Source organism: Streptomyces sp. NPDC001663 (assembly GCF_042893105.1).
Classification (GTDB): Bacteria; Actinomycetota; Actinomycetes; order Streptomycetales; family Streptomycetaceae; genus Streptomyces.
In genome coordinates this window covers 326,080-343,053 of record NZ_JBIAUR010000007.1, presented here as the reverse complement: position 1 = coordinate 343,053, position 16,974 = coordinate 326,080, and the positions used below count along the sequence as shown (strand labels likewise).

Here is a 16,974-nt window from a genome sequence, read left to right as displayed (position 1 = left end):
GCATCTGCGAGGTCGGCGGGGCGGTGCGACCATCAAATGAGGTGCCCCTGTGCCGTATGAATCGAATAGGTGCCCCTGTGTCGCCTGAGGCGCCAGGGAGGAGGCATGCCATGACCAAGCGTCTGGTCGTCTGCTGCGACGGGACCTGGAATCTCGCCGACCAGCCCAGCAAGACCAATGTCACCAAGGTCGCCCTGTCCGTGCTGCCGCGGTCCGCCGACGGGACGGAACAGCGCGTGTACTACCACAGCGGTGTCGGCACCCGCCGATGGGAACGCCTCGGCGGCGGGGCGTTCGGCGTGGGCCTGTCCCGGAACGTCCTGGCCGCCTACCGCTTCCTCGCCGAGAACTACGAGCCCGGGGACGAGCTGTACCTGTTCGGCTTCAGCCGGGGCGCGTTCACCGCCCGCAGCCTGGCCGGGCTGATCAACAACAGCGGCATCCTGCGCCAGCGCAACGCCGACCGGATCAAGGAGGCGTGGGCGCTGTACCGCAGCCGGATCGAGAAGCCGAACGGCGCGGCCTCCACCCTCTTCCGCCGGGCGTACGCGCACGAGGCGGACATCCACTTCATCGGGGTGTGGGACACGGTCGGCGCCCTCGGCATCCCCGTTCCCGGTCCCCGGTGGCTCGGGCCCGCCGTGAACCTGGTCAACCGCCGCTGGGCGTTTCACGACACCGACCTCGGACCCCACATCAGGACGGCCCGCCACGCGCTGGCGATCGACGAGCAGCGCGAGGCCTTCCCGCCGACGCTGTGGCACCAGAAGCCCGCAGCCGCCGCGGCGGGCCAGACGCTGGAGCAGATCTGGTTCACCGGCGTGCACTGCGACGTCGGCGGCGGCTACCCGCAGACGGGCCTGTCCGACATCACCCTCCTGTGGATGGTCGAGCAAGCCGCGCGGCACGGGCTGGAGTTCGACGCCGAGGCGTTCAGCGAGCACGGACCGGAGGTGATGACCCCGGAGCGCAGCAGCGAGTTCCGGGTGGACGCGAACCCCATGGGCAAACGGCACGAATCGCGCACGGCGCTGTGGCGCCTGTTCAAGCCCCTGCACCGGCCCATCGGCCACGAGCAGGACAGGCAGTTCGTGTCCGAGACCGCCCGCAAGCGCTACGACGCCGACCCGACGTACCGGGAGCAGTCACCGGAACTCGGCCGGTACCTCACCGCCGGGACGCCCCTCGACCTCGCACGCGTCCCGCTGACCACCGCAGAGGCGGGCCTGGCGCCCACGCCTCGCTCGTCCGAGGGAGAGCGCACCGAACTGCCCGTCCAGTAAGGGAGTTGCCCCGGTGACGCCGCGGATCGGGCGCGCTACGACGGCTTGCGCTGCTCCTCTGCGCCCTTGGCGTCGTTCATGTCCTTCGCGTCGTTCACGTCCTTCACGTGGAGCGTGATGCCCGCGAAGCCCCCCGTGCCCCAGAACACATAGCCCGCTCCGGCGTACCCCAGCACCGTGCACGCCACGAAGCCGAGCACGGAGAGGGTGAGGAGGACGGCGCAGACGCGGCGCAGCCCGCCGGCCGTCCAGGCGCGGCGCAAGCGGTCGTCCTTGCGCCACACCCGGGCCATGGCCAGGGTCATGACGATCAGCGCGAAGACCGCGACAGGCAGGGGCATGACCTCGTTCCGGTGGAACGAGCCGATCTCGCCCCGTGCCACCTGCACGACGCCCATGACCATGGTCGCCGCGCCCACCACCGCGAACACGCCGCCCAGCAGCCGGGCCAACGCGGGCCCGGCGGGGCGCTGCCCCGACCCCCGCGTCACGAAACGGTCTGCGAATCCGCGGAAGTTGGTGACCGTGAGCCCGCCCGCCGTCGCGAACAAGGCACCCGCGGCCAGGGTGTACAGACCCGACCCGCCGTTCTCGTCGGTGGCTCTCTCCGCCAGCAACCCGTACATCACGCGCCCCCCTCGATACGTCTCGGCAGCGCAGTGTGCGGCCGCCCGCCCCGGCGGCTCCAGAGCCGGGCCCCCGATTTGACGCGACCTTGATGGGGGCCGCCCGCCGTGCGGGACTTCTAGGTGGACGGAATGAACCTGAACTCTGAAGCGGCCGGCCGACGCGTGCGGTCCGCGTACTCCCCCATGTAGCCGGGCCAGTTGGCGACGTTGCGGCCGTCGGAGGTGCGGTACCACGAGGAGCAGGACATCCACGCCGTGCCCTCGAAACGCGCCCGCAGGGCGTCCAGCCCCGCCTCCTGGACCTCCGGACGGACGTCCAGAGCAGCCGCCCCGCTGCGGCGGGCCAGCTGCAGCGCCCGGCGGACGTACGCGGCCTGGGCCTCCAGGAAGAACAGGATCGAGCCGCCGGAGGTGTTGGTGTTCGGGCCGTACATCAGGAACAGCGACGGGAATCCGGAGACCATGATGCCGAGGTGTGCCCGGGGGCCCTGCGTCCAGTCCTCCTCGATCGTGCGGCCGTCGCGGCCGGTCACGCTCATCGGCAGCATGAAGGTGTTCGTGCGGAAGCCGGTCGCGTGGATCACGCAGTCGACCTCGTGCAGCCGGCCGTCCTCGGTCAGCGGGCCCTCGGGGGTCATACGGGCGATCCGCTCCGTCACCAGCTGCACGTTCGGGCGGCGCAGGGCCGGCAGGAAGTCGGAGCTGAGGAGCACCCGTTTGCAGCCGAAGGGATAGTCCGGCCAGGCCCTGCGGCGCAGTTCGCGGTCGGGCAGCTGGCGCCGCATGTGCGCGGCGGAGAGCAGGGCGCCCACGCGGCCGGCGGTTCGGGGGTGCCGTACGCAGAGAGTGATCAACTCGATGCCGTGGTAGAGGAGTCTGCGCCAGGCCCGGCGTGCCCACGGGCGTCGTAGGAGACGATCCAGGGCGGCCGGCGTCGGGCGGTCCTTGCGCGGCAGGAACCAGTTGCCGGTGCGCTGAAAGACCGTCAAGTGACCGACCAGCGGGGCGATTTCGGGGACCAGCTGGGTCGCGCTCGCTCCCGTCCCGATGACCGCCACTCGCTTGCCGCGCAGGTCGTAGTCGTGGTCCCAGCGGGCGGAGTGGAAGCTGCGCCCGGCGAACTCGGACAGCCCCGCCACGGCCGGGTAGGCCGGTTTGTCGAGCTGTCCGGTGGCGAGGACGACGGCGTCCGCGACCCACTCACGCCCCGATCCGCGCACCGTCCATGTCCGGGTGCTGTCGTCCCAGGTGCACGAGGTTACCGTCGTGTCCGTGACGATCCGCGGGGTGATCCCGAGGGCGTCCGCGGTCTCGCGCGCGTACCGGAGGATCTCGTCCTGGTGGGAGAACACATGGGCCCAGGAGGCCCGTTGGGCGAAGGAGTACGAGTACAGGTGGCTCGGCACGTCACAGGCGGCGCCCGGGTAGCGGTTGTGGTGCCAGGTGCCGCCGGGCTCCGGTGCCGCCTCCAGCAGGGTCACGTCGTCCATGCCGTGCCGCAGCAGTTCGGCTGCGACGGCGATCCCGCCGAAGCCCGCGCCCACGACGACGACCCTCGGTGCGGGGCCGTTTTCTTGGCGGCTTTCTTGACGATCTCCTGACGCCTGCGAGCGCATCCGGCCAACTCCGTCCGGTGTCTTCTTCCTTGTCTCAATCCTCTTTTGCTTTTTTCTTCGAGGAATGGAGTGCCGTGACTCCTCCCACGCGAAAGCGCGCGGGCTTCCTGCGTCGGTGGCTGGGCCACGTCGCAGAGGACCAGCCCGGCCCTGTTGAGGACGTTCGTCGCGCCGACGTGGTCGGCGTTCGCTGTGAACCCACACGTGACGCATTCGAACCTGGCTTGGGTGGCGCGGTTCTCCTTCGCGACGTGCCCGCAGGCGGGGCACGTGCGGGAGGTGTTGCGCGGGTTCACCGGGATCACGAGGCGACCGGCGCTCTCAGCCTTGTTCGCCAGGATTCCGAGGAACTGCGCCCAACCCGCGTCGAGAATCACGCGGTTGAGCCCGGCCTTCGCGGCGGCGCCGTTCGGCAGGAAGGCACCGGGCGCCTCGGGGGCGGGCTTGGGCTTGGGTGCGCGGGTCATGCCCGCGGTGTTCAGCTGCTCATGCGCGATCGCGTCGTGGTCGCGGACCAGGGCGAGCGCGGTCTTGTGGTGGAAGTCGAGGCGCCGACGGCGGATCTTCGCGTGCAGCTTGGCGACCTTGCGGGCCGCGGCGCGGTGTTTCTTGGTGCGCTGCCGGGTGTGCTTGGGGAACGTCGCCAAGTGCCGCTGCGCGTCGGCCAGCTCGGCGGCCGCCGTGTCGAAGAATCTCGGGTTGGCGATGTGTTCGCCCTCCGAGGTGGTCAGAAAGTGCGCGGTGCCCATGTCGATGCCGACCACCGCGCCGGTGGGCGGGAGCGGCTCGGCGGTGACGTCGTCACAGGAGAGGACCACGTACCAGCGGTTCCCCTCGCGCTTGACGCTGATCGTCTTCACCCGGCCCCGTACAGGCCGGTGCTGGTGCACCCGGACGTGCCCGACCCCCTGGAGCCGCACACGGGTACGTCGGTCGTGCGGCATGGAGTCCCAACGGCAGCCGTCGCCGTCCTTCGGGAACACCACGGTGTCGAAGTGTCCCACGCCCTTGAAGCGCGGGTAGCCGGGCTTCTCACCGTTCTTAACCCGGCGGAAGAACGCCTGGAACGCCTTGTCCAGGCGGCGCAGGGTGGCCTGCTGGGAGGAGAACGACCAGCGGCCCTGCCGCTGCGGGTCGAACGCCCGGATCTCCTTCAGCTGGGCGGACTGGTCCCCATATTTGATGCTCGTCTTGGAGCTGTGCCGCCAGGCGTCCCGGCGTTCCCGCAACGCGCCGTTGTACAGAGCGCACTGGTCGGCCAGCATCTGGCGCAGCGCGGCCGTCTGACGGGCCGTGGGGCGCAGGAGGAACTTGTAGGCACGGATCACCGCTTCCGCCTCCGCTCCGCGCGGAGGCCTTCGGCCAGGAGGATGCACGCGGCAGCGTTGATCGAGATGCCCGCCTGGTCGGCGTGCTCCTCGACTTGCCGCTTCAGATCCGGGGGCACGCGAAGATTCAGCGACTCCCGGCGATCACCTCTAGCCACAACCAAAATGCTACCACTTTTGACAGTGGCTCATGTTCAAGACCGGCTGCTGTGCTGCTCTGTAGCCCGCAGCTTCCATTCCCCCACCGGCTGAAACTGGTGGTCCCCTTGAAGGAGATCCTTATGGAAGGCACCGTCGTCGCGGTCGTGCTGGTGGCCGTTGCGGCCCTGCTCGTGCTGCGCAGTGGAATGCGGGTCGTCAACCAGATCGAGCGCGGGGTCGTGTTCCGGATGGGCAAGGCGCTGCCGGAGTACCGGCAGCCGGGAGTGACGTTCCTGATCCCGTTCGTCGACCGCATGCGCAAGGTGAACACGCAGGTCGTGACCATGCCGGTGCCCACCCAGGAGGGCATCACCAAGGACAACGTCTCGGTCAAGGTCGACGCCGTCGTCTACTTCCGGGTGACCGACCCGCTGCGGGCCGCCATCGAAGTGCAGGACTACGTCTTCGCCGTCGGCCAGGTCGCCCAGTCCTCCCTGCGGTCCATCATCGGCAAGAGCGACCTGGACGACCTGCTCACCGACCGTGAGCGGCTGCACGAGGGGCTGGCGCTGATGATCGACAGCCCGGCCGCCCAGTGGGGCGTCCACATCGACCGCGTCGAGATCAAGGACGTACAGCTGCCGGAGTCGCTGAAGCGGTCCATGTCCCGGCAGGCCGAGGCCGAGCGCGAGCGCCGGGCCCGGGTCATCACCGCGGACGGCGAGTTCCAGGCCGCGCAGCAGCTCGCCAACGCCTCGAAGATCATGTCGGACACCCCGGAGGCCATGCAGCTCCGGCTCCTCCAGACGGTCGTGGAGGTCGCCGCCGAGAAGAACTCGACGCTCGTGATGCCGTTCCCGGTGGAGATGCTGCGGTACTTCGACAAGGCGGCGCAGAAGATGTCGGCCGGTGAGGCCCCGATTCCGGCGGCCCCGCCGGCGGCTCCGGCGCCTGCCGTCGAACCGGCTGCTACGCCTGCCCTTGCGCCGGTTGTTCCGCCGGCGCCGGCGGTTCCGGCTCCGACCCCGGTACCCGACCCGCGGACGACGGCCGTCGAGCAGCCGTAGCCAGCGCGAGCGTCACGACGGCCGAGGCGGCCGCCATGACCGTCATCGCCGTGGCGGGTGAGGTGAGTTGGGCCACCGAACCCGCCACGGTCGCGCTCAGGCCCTGCATCGTGAGCATCCCGGCGGAGTTCAACCCGAGGGCCTGGCCCGCGAGTTCGTCGGGGGTGTGGGACATCAGGCGTTCCTGCAGCACCAGGCTCGCGGCGAACCCCACGGAGGCCACGGCCGACGCGACGGCCGCCAGGACCGCTCCCGGCCGCAGGAAGAAGAACAGATACGGCGCCGCCAGCAGCAGGCGCAGCGGGATGTCCAGACGGGGACGCAGGGCCGGCGGTACGAGACGACCCACGGCCAGGTCACCGGCGAACATGCCCACCGCCCCGCACGCGAACAGCGCACCGGCGTGGCGCGGGTCGTAGGAGACGAACAGGGAGTCGCAGCCGACGACGAGGCCGTTGGGGACCCACAGGCCCAGATAGGCCATCCGGCGGGGACGCGAGGACCACAGCAGGGCGTTGGTGCGCCAGGTCGCGGCGACGGACGGGCGGCCCGAGGAGCGCGGCGGCCGGGCGGTCAGGCCGAGGCGGGTGACGAGGGCCGAGGCGGCGTAGAGCGCCGCCGCCAGCAGCAGGCAGGTGCGCGGGGACAGGACGGTCAGCAGGACGCCGCCGATCGCGAAGCCGCTGATCTGGATGAGCCCCCAGAGCATGTTGAACATCGAACGCCCCAGTACATAGCCCTCCTTGGAGAGGATCTCGTTCATCAGGCCGCCGCGCACCCCACCGCCCAGCGAGGCGATCAGCCCCTGCAGGAGTACGACGCCGAAGACCGCCCCGACCGGTAATCCGGGCAGGGCCATCACCGCAGTGGCCGCCGCGAAGGCGAGCTCCATCCCGAAGAGCGTCGAGCGAGGCGGCAGCCGGTCGGAGCCCGACAGCAGGAAGGTCGCACCCAGCACCTGCGCGAGCTGCGGACCGAACATGCTCAGCGCCGTCAGCAGCGGCGAGTCGGTGGCCCGGTGGACCAGCGTGGCGAGCGCGAGGCCGCTGATCGTCTGGGCCGCGCCGTGGGCGGCGAAGGAGAGGAGGAACGGGGTGTACTCCGGGGTGCGGAAGAGCTGTCGGTAGCTGCGCATGAAGGGGAGTCTCGGAGCGGCCGGGAGAACGCCGTTATTGTTTCGCGCGTCGGCGAAACATCGGGGGTGTTGATGGGCTGGTGGCAGCTGAACGCCGACACCCTCGTCCGCAGCCGGTTCATGATCTGCCCGTTCACCGAGACCTTCGCGAGCCTGCGGCTGCTGCACAAGGGCACCGCCGCCCATCCGGGCGAGGAGGCCTGGCTGCGCGCCCATCTGCCCGGCTACCGCGCACTCCTCGCGGCCGACCCGGTGACCGGGCTGCTGGTGCGTTCCGCGGTCGGCACGTCCTGGATCGCCGACTTCCTCGCGCCGCTGCCGCGCGACGGGGCGCCCCTCGAGGAGACGCTGGCCCGGATCCGGGCGACCGACCCCGCCGGGGCCCGCGCCGATGTCGGCGTCTCCCTCCGCGGCCCGCTCCCCTCCGCTCTGGAGCGGGACGACCTCCCCGAGCGGGCGGCCGCGCTCCTGGCCCATGTCTGGACCCGGACCGTACGGCCGTACTGGGACCGTCGGCGGCGCATCCTGGAGGCGGACGTGGTCGCCCGGACCGCACAGGTCAGCCGGGGCGGCTGGGCGGCCGTCCTGGACTCCCTGACGCCGGGGCAGACGCGCTGGCTCGGCGACAACCGGCTCCAGGTGAACCGGCTCGAGCGCCCGCCCCGCGAGATCTCCGGCGCCGAACTCGTCTTCGTCCCGGTCACCCCGGGGCGCGGCTGGGTGACATGGGAGGAACCGACGCGGTACGCCATCGTCTACGGCTGCACCGGCGCCCTCGCCGACCCGGGCGCCCGGAGCGTGCCCGCGAGCCTCGGCGCGCTGCTCGGCGCCGCGCGGGCCGTGGTGCTCGTCCTGCTCGACTCACCGATGAGCACCAGCCAGTTGGTCGCCGTGACCGGCCAGGCCCTCGGCTCGGTCGGCCGGCATCTGCGCGTGCTGCTGGACGCCGGGCTGGTGGAGCGGCGGCGGGCGGGGCGGTCGGTGCTGTACGGGCGGACGGCGGCGGGAGACGTACTCGTGGAGGCCCAGCAACGGCCCGACACATACCGGAGTTAGCATCCGTTTCATGACGACCACTGACAGCAACTCCCCCCTCGCCGTCGACATCGACTCCCTCCAGGGCGGCTCCGCCGACCTCTCGCAGTACGCGGGCAAGGCCGTGCTCATCGTGAACGTGGCCTCCAAGTGCGGGCTGACCCCGCAGTACACGGGTCTGGAGAACCTCCAGAAGCAGTACGCGGACAAGGGCTTCACCGTCCTCGGCGTGCCCTGCAACCAGTTCCTCGGGCAGGAGCCCGGCAGCGCCGAGGAGATCGCCGAGTTCTGCTCGGCGACGTACGGCGTGACCTTCCCGCTGACCGAGAAGGTCGAGGTGAACGGCGAGGGCCGGCACACCCTCTACGACCGTCTGGTCGGCTTCGCCGATGCCGAGGGGCACAGCGGCGACATCCGCTGGAACTTCGAGAAGTTCCTGATCGGCCGGGACGGCACCGTCGTCGCGCGCTTCTCGCCGCAGACCGAGCCGGAGTCGGCCGAGCTGGTCGCCGCGCTCGAGGCACAGCTGGCCGTTTGACCTTGCCCCTGGGGCAGGGCTGAGCCTCCTCGTCACCGGGCGGAAAGGACCCGCCCGGTGACGGAGGATGTCCGCGTGGACGACGAACTGCTCACCATCGGCGCGTTCGCCGCACGGGCCCGGCTCTCGCCGAAGGCACTGCGGCTGTACGACCGCCTGGGCCTGCTCGCACCGGCACACGTCGACGGGGCCAGCGGTTACCGCTACTACCGCGCGGACCAGGTGGAACGGGCCCGGCTGGTCGCTCTGCTACGGCAGCTCGACATGCCGCTCGCCCGGATCGCCGAGGTGGTCGAGACGGACGGGGAGGCAGCCGCCGACCTGCTCGCCGCCTACTGGTCGGACGTCGAGACCCGCATCGCGGGACAGCGGACGCTGGCCGAGTACCTCCGTGGACGACTGTCGGGGAGGAGCTCCGAGATGTACGGGAAGTTCGTGGTCGAGACGGTGGACGTGGCCGAGCAGGTGGTGATCACCCAGTCCCGGCACACGCTGCAGGACGAGCTGCCCGCCTGGATCGGGGCGTCGCTGGATCGCCTCGAGGAGGCGGCGGGCGCCTGCGGAGGTGCCGTGGGAGCGCCCTTCGTCGTCTACTACGCCGAGGTGTCCATGGAGAGCGACGGGCCCGCCGAGTCCTGCGTGCCGGTCGCGGACGAGGTGGCTGCGCAGGCGTGGGCCGAGCAGCACGGGAGGGCCTGGGAGACCACCGTGCGGGTCGAGCCGGCCCATCGGCTGGCGTACACCCGAATCACCAAGGCCCAGGTGGCCGCCCCGCAGATCGGAGCCGCCTTCGAGGCGGTGGAGCAGTGGATCGCGGCCCAGGGGCTGAAGCAGGCGGGACCGTGCCGGGAGATCTACTTCGCCGACTGGGATGCGGCGGGCCCGGAGGACGCGGTGTGCGACGTGGCGTTTCCGGTGACGTGAGGCCTCACTTCAGCTCGTCCGGGCACGGCGTGCCCCGCGGCAGCGTGTAGGGCGCCGCCAGCCGGTAGGTCCCCGCCTTCGGCGCGATGAGCATCGTCCATTGGTCGCCGTTCGCGTCCTTCTCCGTCTCCATCAGGCAGCCGTTGGGGTTGTCGTACGTCTTCGGGGTGTCCTCGGCGCGATGCTTGGACTCCTCGGTCTCCTGGGGCGACTTGAGCTTCTTGCCCTCGGCGTCGACGATGCTCAGCCACGGCGAGTACGGGATGCGGATGAGGACGCGGCCGGCCGCCTTGACCCGCATCGTCATCTCGCCCTGCTCGGCCCGCTCGACCACGGCGTTGGGCTCGGCGAGCGGCGCCGGGTCGGTGACCTTGAACAGCTGCCAGCTGGCGTCGCCCCAGATCTGCTTCAGATACGGCATCCCCCGCTGGACGAGCTGCCGCTCGCGCTCGCCGCCGTCACCGTCCGGCTCGTCCTTCGGCAGGACGACGTAGTGGACCGCCCAGCGCTGCAGCCACTCGTGGTAGTTCGCCGAGTTGAGCGTGTCGTCGTAGAAGAGGGGGTTGCGCTCCATGTCGGCCTGGCGGTTCCAGCCGCGGGCCAGGTTCACGTACGGCGCGAGCGCGGAGGCTTCGATGTGGGAGCGGGCCGGCACGACCTCGACGCGGCCCTTCTCGGCGCCGACGTCCTGGAGTTCGTTGACGAGCGGCGCGAGTTCGCGCGCCCAGGCCGCCGCGGGCGTGGTGTGGAGGATGTCGTCGACCGACTTGAAGCCGATCCAGCCGGCGAAGCCGAGGAAGGCCAGCACCGTCACGTACCACTTCCGGGAGCGGGGGACCGTGAACGGAAGCGCCGCGATCAGCGCCACACCGGCGAACAGCATCGCCAGCCGCGAGATGTTGGAGCCGATCTGCGAGCTGACCAGCCAGACGCCGACGACCGAGAGGCCGTACACCGCGGACGTCAGGCGGACCGTCGTCCAGTCCTTCGGGACGAGCGCGAAGACGAGGACGGCGTACAGGAGCGGGAGGATGACGGAACCGATCACCATCGGCTGGGTGCCCGAGAAGGGGAACAGCCAGGCCGAGACCGCCACGACCGCGGCGGGGGCGAGGCCCAGGGCCCAGGCGCCGGGCCGGCGTCTCTGCAGGAACATCGCGACGGCCACCAGACCGACGAACAGCCCCGCCACCGGCGACGACATGGTCGCGAGCGCGGCGAGCGGCGCCGCGCACAGCGCCTTGGCCCAGCGCTTGTACCGCCACCGGTAGGGCCAGCAGAAGACGACGGCGACCGCGGCCAGCGCGAACATCGTGCCGAGACCGAAGGTCACCCGCCCCGAGGCCGCGTTGCACAGGAACGCGAACAGGCCCGCCAGCGACGCCCAGAGCGGGTTCTTCACCGCCCGGCTGCGGATGAGGATCATCGTCAGCAGACCGGCCGAGACCGTCCCCGCGATCATCATCGTCGTACGGACCCCGAGCACCGACATCAGATACGGCGACACCACGCTGTACGACACCGGGTGCATACCGCCGTACCAGGCCAGGTTGTACGCCGAGTCCGGGTGCCGGCCGACGAACTCGGCCCACGCGTCCTGTGCCGCCAGGTCGCCGCCGCTGTTCGCGAACGTGAAGAACCACACGATGTGGAGTGCGCCGGACAGGGCGGTCATCGAGAGCACCGGGTGCCGCAGGAGACGCTCACGCAGAGCGAGCACGACGCGCGTAGCCGCACGCTCCGGATGCGGAATCGTACGACCGCTGTCGCGGCTCTCCTCTCGGGGTGCGGGCACGCGTATTCGCGGGCCGGCTCCCCTGCCCGGATCGGCGTCGTCGGCGCGTGTCGGCTCCGCAGTGGCCACCTGAAGGCACTCCCCGTGCTGTCCCGTCTTTTGTTCTAGGACGCGTCCCGTTGGCCGCCCGTTGCCGCCACGTCCCCGGGGATTTCCCGCCCGCGTCCCGTGCGCGACGGCCTGCCCCGTTTCGTGACGCTAGCACGCACCCCGCCGGTGAGCGCCCTGGTGGGCACGCCGACGGGGTGCGGTGGTGTCGTACTCGTCCGGTACTCGGCCGGTATCAGCCGAGGCGCTTCAGCTTGGCCGTGAAGCCCGGTTCGGCCAGGTCCTTCTGCAGCGCGACGGGGACCTTGACGGCGCCGCTCGTGCCGTCGCCCACGGTGAGCGTGCCCACCCGGGTGCCGGCCTTCGCGGTGTGCGGTACGTCGTCGGCGACGAAGTTCAGCTTCACCTTGAAGCCGGCCCAGCCGACCGCCGTGACGTCCTTGGTGAGCACGATCGGGGTGTGGCCGCCGAGCTGGTCGTCCACGTACCCGACGACGTCGCCCTTCTTCAGGATCTTCGCCGACTTCAGCGCGTCCTGTGCGGCGAGCATCGCGGTCTTGCTGACCGCGTTCACCGTGTCGATGATCGGCGCCGTGTGCTGGCCGAGGATCGCGCCGACCACGGTGACGGTCTCGCCGCCGACCTCCTTGGTGGCGGCGAAGAGGAGGTTGCCGCCGGCCTTGCTGGTCGTGCCCGTCTTGATGCCGATGGCGCCGTCGTAGGGGACGAGGGAGTTGTAGTTGCGCCACTTCTGGCCGGACGGGTCCACCCAGTTGGGCAGCTTCGTGATGTCCATCAGGGCCGGGATCTTCACCAGCTCGTTGCCGAGCTTCACCTGGTCCTCGGCGGTGGAGACGGTGGACTCCTTGAGACCGGAGGCGTCGGTGTAGGTCGTGTTCTTCATCCCGAGTTCCTTGGCGGTGTCGTTCATCTTCTTGATGAACGCCGCCTCGGAGCCCGCGTCCCAACGGGCCAGCAGACGCGCAATGTTGTTCGCGGACGGGATCATGACAGCCGACAGCGCCTGCTTCTCGGTGAGGACGTCGCCCTTCTTGACGGTGTTGAGGGTGGACTCGTTGTCCTTGTCGTAGCCGCCCTCCTTCTCCGCCAGGGCGTCGACCGTGATCTTCTCGCCCTCCTGGCCCGACTTCAGCGGGTGGTCCTTGAGGACGATGTACGCGGTCATGGCCTTGGCGACGGAGCCGATGGGGACGGAGGTCTGCTTGCCGAAGTTCCCCATCGTGCCGATGCCGTTGACGTCCATCCAGCCCTGGCCCTCGCTCGGCCACGGAAGGTCGGCCTTGGTGCCGTCGAAGGAGTACGTGTCGTCGGCGGTGAGCGCGAGGGTGGGGGTCGGGAGCGGGCGTACGGCCTGCACGATCGCAAAGACGACCGCGAGGAGGAGGACCAGCGGGGTCCAGATCTTGACCCGCCGGACGATCGTGCGGACCGGGGTCTCCGGGGGCGGAGGCGTGTTCGTCAGCTCGGCGAGCAGGTCCAGCGGGGGCTTGGGCGGGAGGGGCTGCTGGGCGGTGCGCTCCGGGCCGAGCTGGGGGACGGGGGCCGTGACGTCCGGCTTGAGCGCTACGAATTTGCTGGTGCGCTCGGCTGCGGAGGGCTCGGCTGCGGAGGGCTCGGCGGGCTTGGTACCGCCGAGCTTGAGCATGGTCGTGGGCTGGTCGACCTGGGGCTTGGTGGGGCGCTTGAAGATGGCGGTGGGCTGGTCGACGGCCTTGGCTTCGCCTTCGGCCTTCTTGTTCCCACCCGCACCACCCGTGCCGCTTTCGTCGCCGGGTGCGGGTGGCCCCTTCGGGGCTTCCTCACCGTCGGCGGCTGCGGGTTCGTCGTCGGATTCGGGGGACGCGTCCGCTTCGGGATCGCCCGCTTCCTCATCGGCGTCCGCCTTGGGGTCGGCAGAGTCGTCGTCGGCGTCCACCTTGGGGTCGACAGCCTCGTCGTCGACGTCCGGCCCGGAGGCGGCGGCCTTGTCGTTGGCGCCCGGCCCGGGGTCGCCAGGCTCGTGTTCGGCATCCAGGCCGGAGGCGGCAGACTCCTCGTCGGCACCCGGCCCAGAGGCGGCAGCCTCGCCGTCGGCACCCGGCCCAGAGGCGGCAGCCTCGTCGGCGTCCGTGTCCGCGGCTGTGTCCTCGGGGGCCTCGTCCACCTCGGCCTCGGCGGCCGTGTCGGACTCCGGCTCGGCGTCGGGCTCAGCCTCGGCCTTCGTCTCGTCGTCGCCGGCCCCCGCAGCGGGCTCGTCCTCGGCGTCACCGTCGGCGTCGGTCCCCGCCTCCGCGGCAGCCTCCTCGTCGCCCTCAGCGGCCGTCTCCGCGTCCTCGGCGCCCTTGGAGTCGCCCGAGCGGACCCACGCCGCCACAGCCGCCCGGAGCCGCGCGTCACCGGTCTCGTCGCCCTCGGCCGTATCCGCGTCGTCGGTCGCAGTCGCGTCCTCGGTCGATTCCGCGTCGTCGGCCGGCTCCGCACCCTCAGCCACCGCATCGTCACCCGCAGTCGCCGAGGAACCCTCCGTCTCGGATTCCTCGGCCTCGGTCTTCAGATCCCGTACCGAGAACACCCGCGTCGCCGTGTCCACGCCGCCCCGGGACTCGGACTCCCGGGCCACCGCCAGGCGAGGATCGCTCGCTGCACGTTCCTGCGCGCCGGATTCGGGAACCGCGCCCTTGCTCCCCGACGTCGGTTCTGCCGACGACTCGCGCTGCTTCGACCTGTCGGGGGACTCGCCCGCCACCGATGCCTCCTCCATGCCGCACGTCGTCCGTGCGGCTACCGAACCGTGAACCGACGCCCGCAACACCGCTGAATCGCGCTGTCCGAACCATGTACCAGTGTCCTGTGTGCGGGCTTAACCCCTGCGGTAGACGAGAACGACATACCTACCGGTTCCCTCACAAACAGGTCACGCACCCTCGACAGACCAATGTGAGAGGGGTCACCCTGTCTTTCATCCACGCGGGGAGGCATGGATGGGCAGGAGCCGCAGAACACTTCCGGAGGAGCTTCTGCTGCTGGCATTGGACCCGGCCACGGGTACCACTGCACAGCCGCAGTCGCTCGACCTCGGTCTGGCCGGAGCGCAGCTAGTGGAGCTGGCGCTGGCCGGACGGATAGCCCCAGACGGGGATCGTATCGCCGTGGTAGCCCCACGGCCGACTGGAGATCCAACATTGGACTGCGCGTTGGAGTTGCTGCGAAGGCGTGGCGCTCCCGTGCGGGCAGTGAACTGGATTGGCGGGCCGCGTCTCGGGCTGCGCCAGACCTACCTCTCGCATCTGGAGCGGTGCGGCATGGTGCATGCCGTGGCGGGCCAGATGTGCGGAGTGCTGCCGACGACTCGCTACCAGGCGACGGACACCGAGATCAGCCGGGAGATCAGGGCCCGGCTGGACTCCGCGATCCGCACCGGCGTACCGCCGGACCCGCGGACCGCTGCGCTCGCCGCACTGGCACACGCGGTCGGCCTCGGCAAGCACCTGTATCCGGGGAACGAGGGACGGTCGTCCCGGTCCCGGCTGCGGGACCTGATCAGGCACGACCCCATGGGCGGTCTCGTCGCGCACGCCGTGATGGACGTCCAGAACGGTGTGGCCGCCCAGCCGCGCCGCAGCCCGGCCCCGGCCGGCCGACAGGCCGCCGCCGGACCAGCCAGGTCCGCACCGGAACCCGCTCGTGGTGTTCCGATGCAGCCGCGCCGAGGATCCATGGCGCGCGTCGTGGCCCACTGAGCCGCAGTCCCACGACGTCCCGAGACCCGGTACGGGAGCCGCTGGCCCGCGCGGGGTGACGGGACCGTACGTCGTCCGTCCTTACGGATGCCGTAACGGTTCCGCCGCCCCGCGCGGGCCGCTTTTCGTGGCCCGTTTTCCCCCGCACACCGCGATCCGGCGCGCATGCAGCGCATATCCACCGTTTCCCAGCGGTAGTAAGCCCCTTGGTGGCAGTCTGCTCAACAGCAGATACGCAAAGTGGCAAAGTACAGCCAGTCCAGGCACGCAGCCGGAGGTGCACGTTCCCGTGGCGTCCAATGTCAATCCCACCGTCAGGCGACGCCGGCTGGGCCAGGAGCTGCGCCGGCTCCGTGAGCTCAAGGGCATGACGGCCGAAGAGGTCGCCGAGCGGCTGCTGGTGTCGCAGTCGAAGATCAGCCGGCTGGAGAACGGACGGCGGAGCATCAGCCAGCGCGATGTGCGGGATCTGTGCGGGGTGTACGAGGTCGAGGACCACCGCATCGTGGACTCGCTGATGCAGATGGCCAAGGACAGCCGCCAGCAAGGGTGGTGGCATTCCTTCGGGGACATCCCGTACAGCGTCTACATCGGCCTGGAGACCGACGCGGCGAGTCTGCGGGTCTACGATCCGCAGGTCGTTCCCGGCCTGCTCCAGACCCGGCAGTACGCCGAGGCCCTCATCGCGGGCGCCCTGCCGGAGACGGCCGCCGCCGACGTCGAGAAGCGTGTCCAGGTGCGTCTGCGCCGGCAGGAACGAATCACCGCCCCGGAGAGCCCGCTCCGGCTGTGGACGGTGATGGACGAGGCGGCCCTGAAGCGCGTGGTGGGCAACCGCTCCCTCATGCGCGACCAGCTCGAGCACCTCGTCGAGCAGTCCCAACTGCCGCACGTCACCGTGCAGGTGATCCCCTTCGAGATGGGCGCCCACCCGGGCCTCAACGGCCAGTACGCGATCCTGGAGTTCCCCGACGCGGCCGACTCCAGCGTCGTCTACATCGAGGGCGTCACCAGCGACCTGTACCTGGAGAAGGCCAACGACGTCCAGAAGTACAGCGTGATGTACGAGCACCTGAGGGCGCAGGCCCTCAACCCGGACCAGTCACGGCAGTTCATCGCGGACATCGCGAAGGAGTACGCCCGCTGAAGCGCCGTACCGTACACCTTCCCGGGGGTGGACTGGAAGACTCACCTGGAATATGCCACCCGGTCGAGTGAATGGTCACTTCGTACGCCGAGGTTGGCGAGTAGCGTCGATCACGCCACCACACACCAAAGGTTGGCGCAAACCGCGCTGTGGGTTCGGAGTCGAACGCGTCGTGCGGTGACAGCAACTCAACAACTGGCATTCCGGAGCAAAAATGGCAATTCGTCAGGGCGCCACGGACACGTGGACCAAGTCCTCGTACTCCACGGGCAACGGCGCGTGCGTCGAGATCAAGTCACCGGTTCGCACGGCGATGGCCGTCCGGGACTCCAAGGTCCCCGAGGGTCCCGTACTGGCTTTCCCCGCCGACGCGTGGAACACCTTCGTCGGCTCGATCAAGGCGTAGGGGGAGGGTCCTTCCTGATCCTCGGCCGCGTTCACCGACCACAACGACAACTTCACAAGCAGCACAGGAAGAGCCCTCTCGTCCAGTTCGCCGTCCTTGCCGAGGGGGCTCGGCTTGTGCCCGGACGTCGAAGCCCCTGACC

General features: G+C 70.3%; 14 protein-coding genes and 1 pseudogene. 8 read left to right on the top strand and 7 right to left on the bottom strand.

From position 1 onward, the window contains the following. The first annotated feature begins 110 nt into the window (after positions 1 to 110). A complete protein-coding gene (locus ACFY1L_RS24120) occupies positions 111 to 1,283 on the top strand; it encodes a DUF2235 domain-containing protein (RefSeq protein WP_388827825.1) in 1,173 nt (390 codons plus the stop codon). A gap of 35 nt (positions 1,284 to 1,318) precedes the next feature. Here ACFY1L_RS24120 and ACFY1L_RS24115 read toward each other — a convergent pair whose 3' ends face one another. The 4 genes and pseudogenes from ACFY1L_RS24115 to ACFY1L_RS24100 all read right to left on the bottom strand — a co-directional run bounded on the left by ACFY1L_RS24115 (position 1,319) and on the right by ACFY1L_RS24100 (position 5,014). Further along, positions 1,319 to 1,909 carry a hypothetical protein gene (locus ACFY1L_RS24115; protein WP_388827822.1) on the bottom strand — a complete coding sequence of 197 codons (591 nt, stop codon included), beginning with the start codon at positions 1,907 to 1,909 and terminating at the stop codon, positions 1,319 to 1,321. 119 nt (positions 1,910 to 2,028) lie between these two features. After that, a complete protein-coding gene (locus ACFY1L_RS24110; protein WP_388827819.1) occupies positions 2,029 to 3,456 on the bottom strand; it encodes a flavin-containing monooxygenase in 1,428 nt (475 codons plus the stop codon). Positions 3,457 to 3,650: 194 nt separating this feature from the next. Continuing rightward, positions 3,651 to 4,856 (bottom strand): annotated as a pseudogene (locus tag ACFY1L_RS24105) (RNA-guided endonuclease InsQ/TnpB family protein); the annotation flags it as partial. Next, entirely contained in the window at positions 4,853 to 5,014 is a 162-nt protein-coding gene (locus ACFY1L_RS24100; RefSeq protein ID WP_388827816.1) for a toxin-antitoxin system HicB family antitoxin, read from the bottom strand. The pseudogene ACFY1L_RS24105 and the gene ACFY1L_RS24100, both read right to left, overlap by 4 nt. A gap of 123 nt (positions 5,015 to 5,137) precedes the next feature. Between ACFY1L_RS24100 and ACFY1L_RS24095 the strand changes: the two genes are divergently transcribed. Further along, positions 5,138 to 6,064, top strand: a complete 927-nt coding sequence (locus ACFY1L_RS24095) for a slipin family protein (protein ID WP_388827813.1) — start codon at positions 5,138 to 5,140, stop codon at positions 6,062 to 6,064. Here the strand turns inward: ACFY1L_RS24095 and ACFY1L_RS24090 are convergent. Next, positions 5,967 to 7,199, bottom strand: a complete 1,233-nt coding sequence (locus tag ACFY1L_RS24090) for an MFS transporter (protein WP_388827810.1) — start codon at positions 7,197 to 7,199, stop codon at positions 5,967 to 5,969. The genes ACFY1L_RS24095 and ACFY1L_RS24090 overlap by 98 nt on opposite strands. A 72-nt stretch (positions 7,200 to 7,271) precedes the next feature. On the opposite strand from ACFY1L_RS24090, the gene ACFY1L_RS24085 reads away from it, so the two are divergent. Genes ACFY1L_RS24085 through ACFY1L_RS24075 form a run of 3 tightly spaced genes read left to right on the top strand, consistent with a single transcriptional unit; the run spans position 7,272 to position 9,696 of the window. Next, positions 7,272 to 8,255, top strand: a complete 984-nt coding sequence (locus tag ACFY1L_RS24085; protein ID WP_388827807.1) for an ArsR/SmtB family transcription factor — start codon at positions 7,272 to 7,274, stop codon at positions 8,253 to 8,255. Positions 8,256 to 8,265: 10 nt separating this feature from the next. Next, on the top strand, positions 8,266 to 8,772 hold the full coding sequence (locus tag ACFY1L_RS24080; RefSeq protein WP_388827804.1) for a glutathione peroxidase: 507 nt from the start codon (positions 8,266 to 8,268) through the stop codon (positions 8,770 to 8,772). 57 nt (positions 8,773 to 8,829) lie between these two features. Beyond that, on the top strand, positions 8,830 to 9,696 hold the full coding sequence (locus tag ACFY1L_RS24075) for a MerR family transcriptional regulator (protein WP_388827801.1): 867 nt from the start codon (positions 8,830 to 8,832) through the stop codon (positions 9,694 to 9,696). 4 nt (positions 9,697 to 9,700) lie between these two features. Here ACFY1L_RS24075 and ACFY1L_RS24070 read toward each other — a convergent pair whose 3' ends face one another. Both ACFY1L_RS24070 and ACFY1L_RS24065 read right to left on the bottom strand, forming a co-directional pair. Then, a complete protein-coding gene (locus tag ACFY1L_RS24070; RefSeq protein WP_388827799.1) occupies positions 9,701 to 11,560 on the bottom strand; it encodes an MFS transporter in 1,860 nt (619 codons plus the stop codon). Positions 11,561 to 11,774: 214 nt separating this feature from the next. Beyond that, the gene (locus ACFY1L_RS24065; protein WP_388827797.1) at positions 11,775 to 14,300 is read right to left on the bottom strand and encodes a D-alanyl-D-alanine carboxypeptidase; all 2,526 of its coding nucleotides are present in this window, start codon (positions 14,298 to 14,300) and stop codon (positions 11,775 to 11,777) included. Between the two features lie 220 nt (positions 14,301 to 14,520). Between ACFY1L_RS24065 and ACFY1L_RS24060 the strand changes: the two genes are divergently transcribed. The 3 genes from ACFY1L_RS24060 (at position 14,521) to ACFY1L_RS24050 (ending at position 16,832) form a co-directional block, all read left to right on the top strand. Continuing rightward, positions 14,521 to 15,279, top strand: a complete 759-nt coding sequence (locus ACFY1L_RS24060) for a GPP34 family phosphoprotein (protein ID WP_361260096.1) — start codon at positions 14,521 to 14,523, stop codon at positions 15,277 to 15,279. A 289-nt stretch (positions 15,280 to 15,568) separates the two neighbouring features. Then, a complete protein-coding gene (locus ACFY1L_RS24055) occupies positions 15,569 to 16,426 on the top strand; it encodes a helix-turn-helix transcriptional regulator (protein WP_361260094.1) in 858 nt (285 codons plus the stop codon). Positions 16,427 to 16,640: 214 nt separating this feature from the next. After that, complete coding sequence (locus ACFY1L_RS24050) at positions 16,641 to 16,832, top strand: DUF397 domain-containing protein (RefSeq protein ID WP_388827794.1); 192 nt, start codon at positions 16,641 to 16,643, stop codon at positions 16,830 to 16,832. Positions 16,833 to 16,974: the final 142 nt, after the last annotated feature.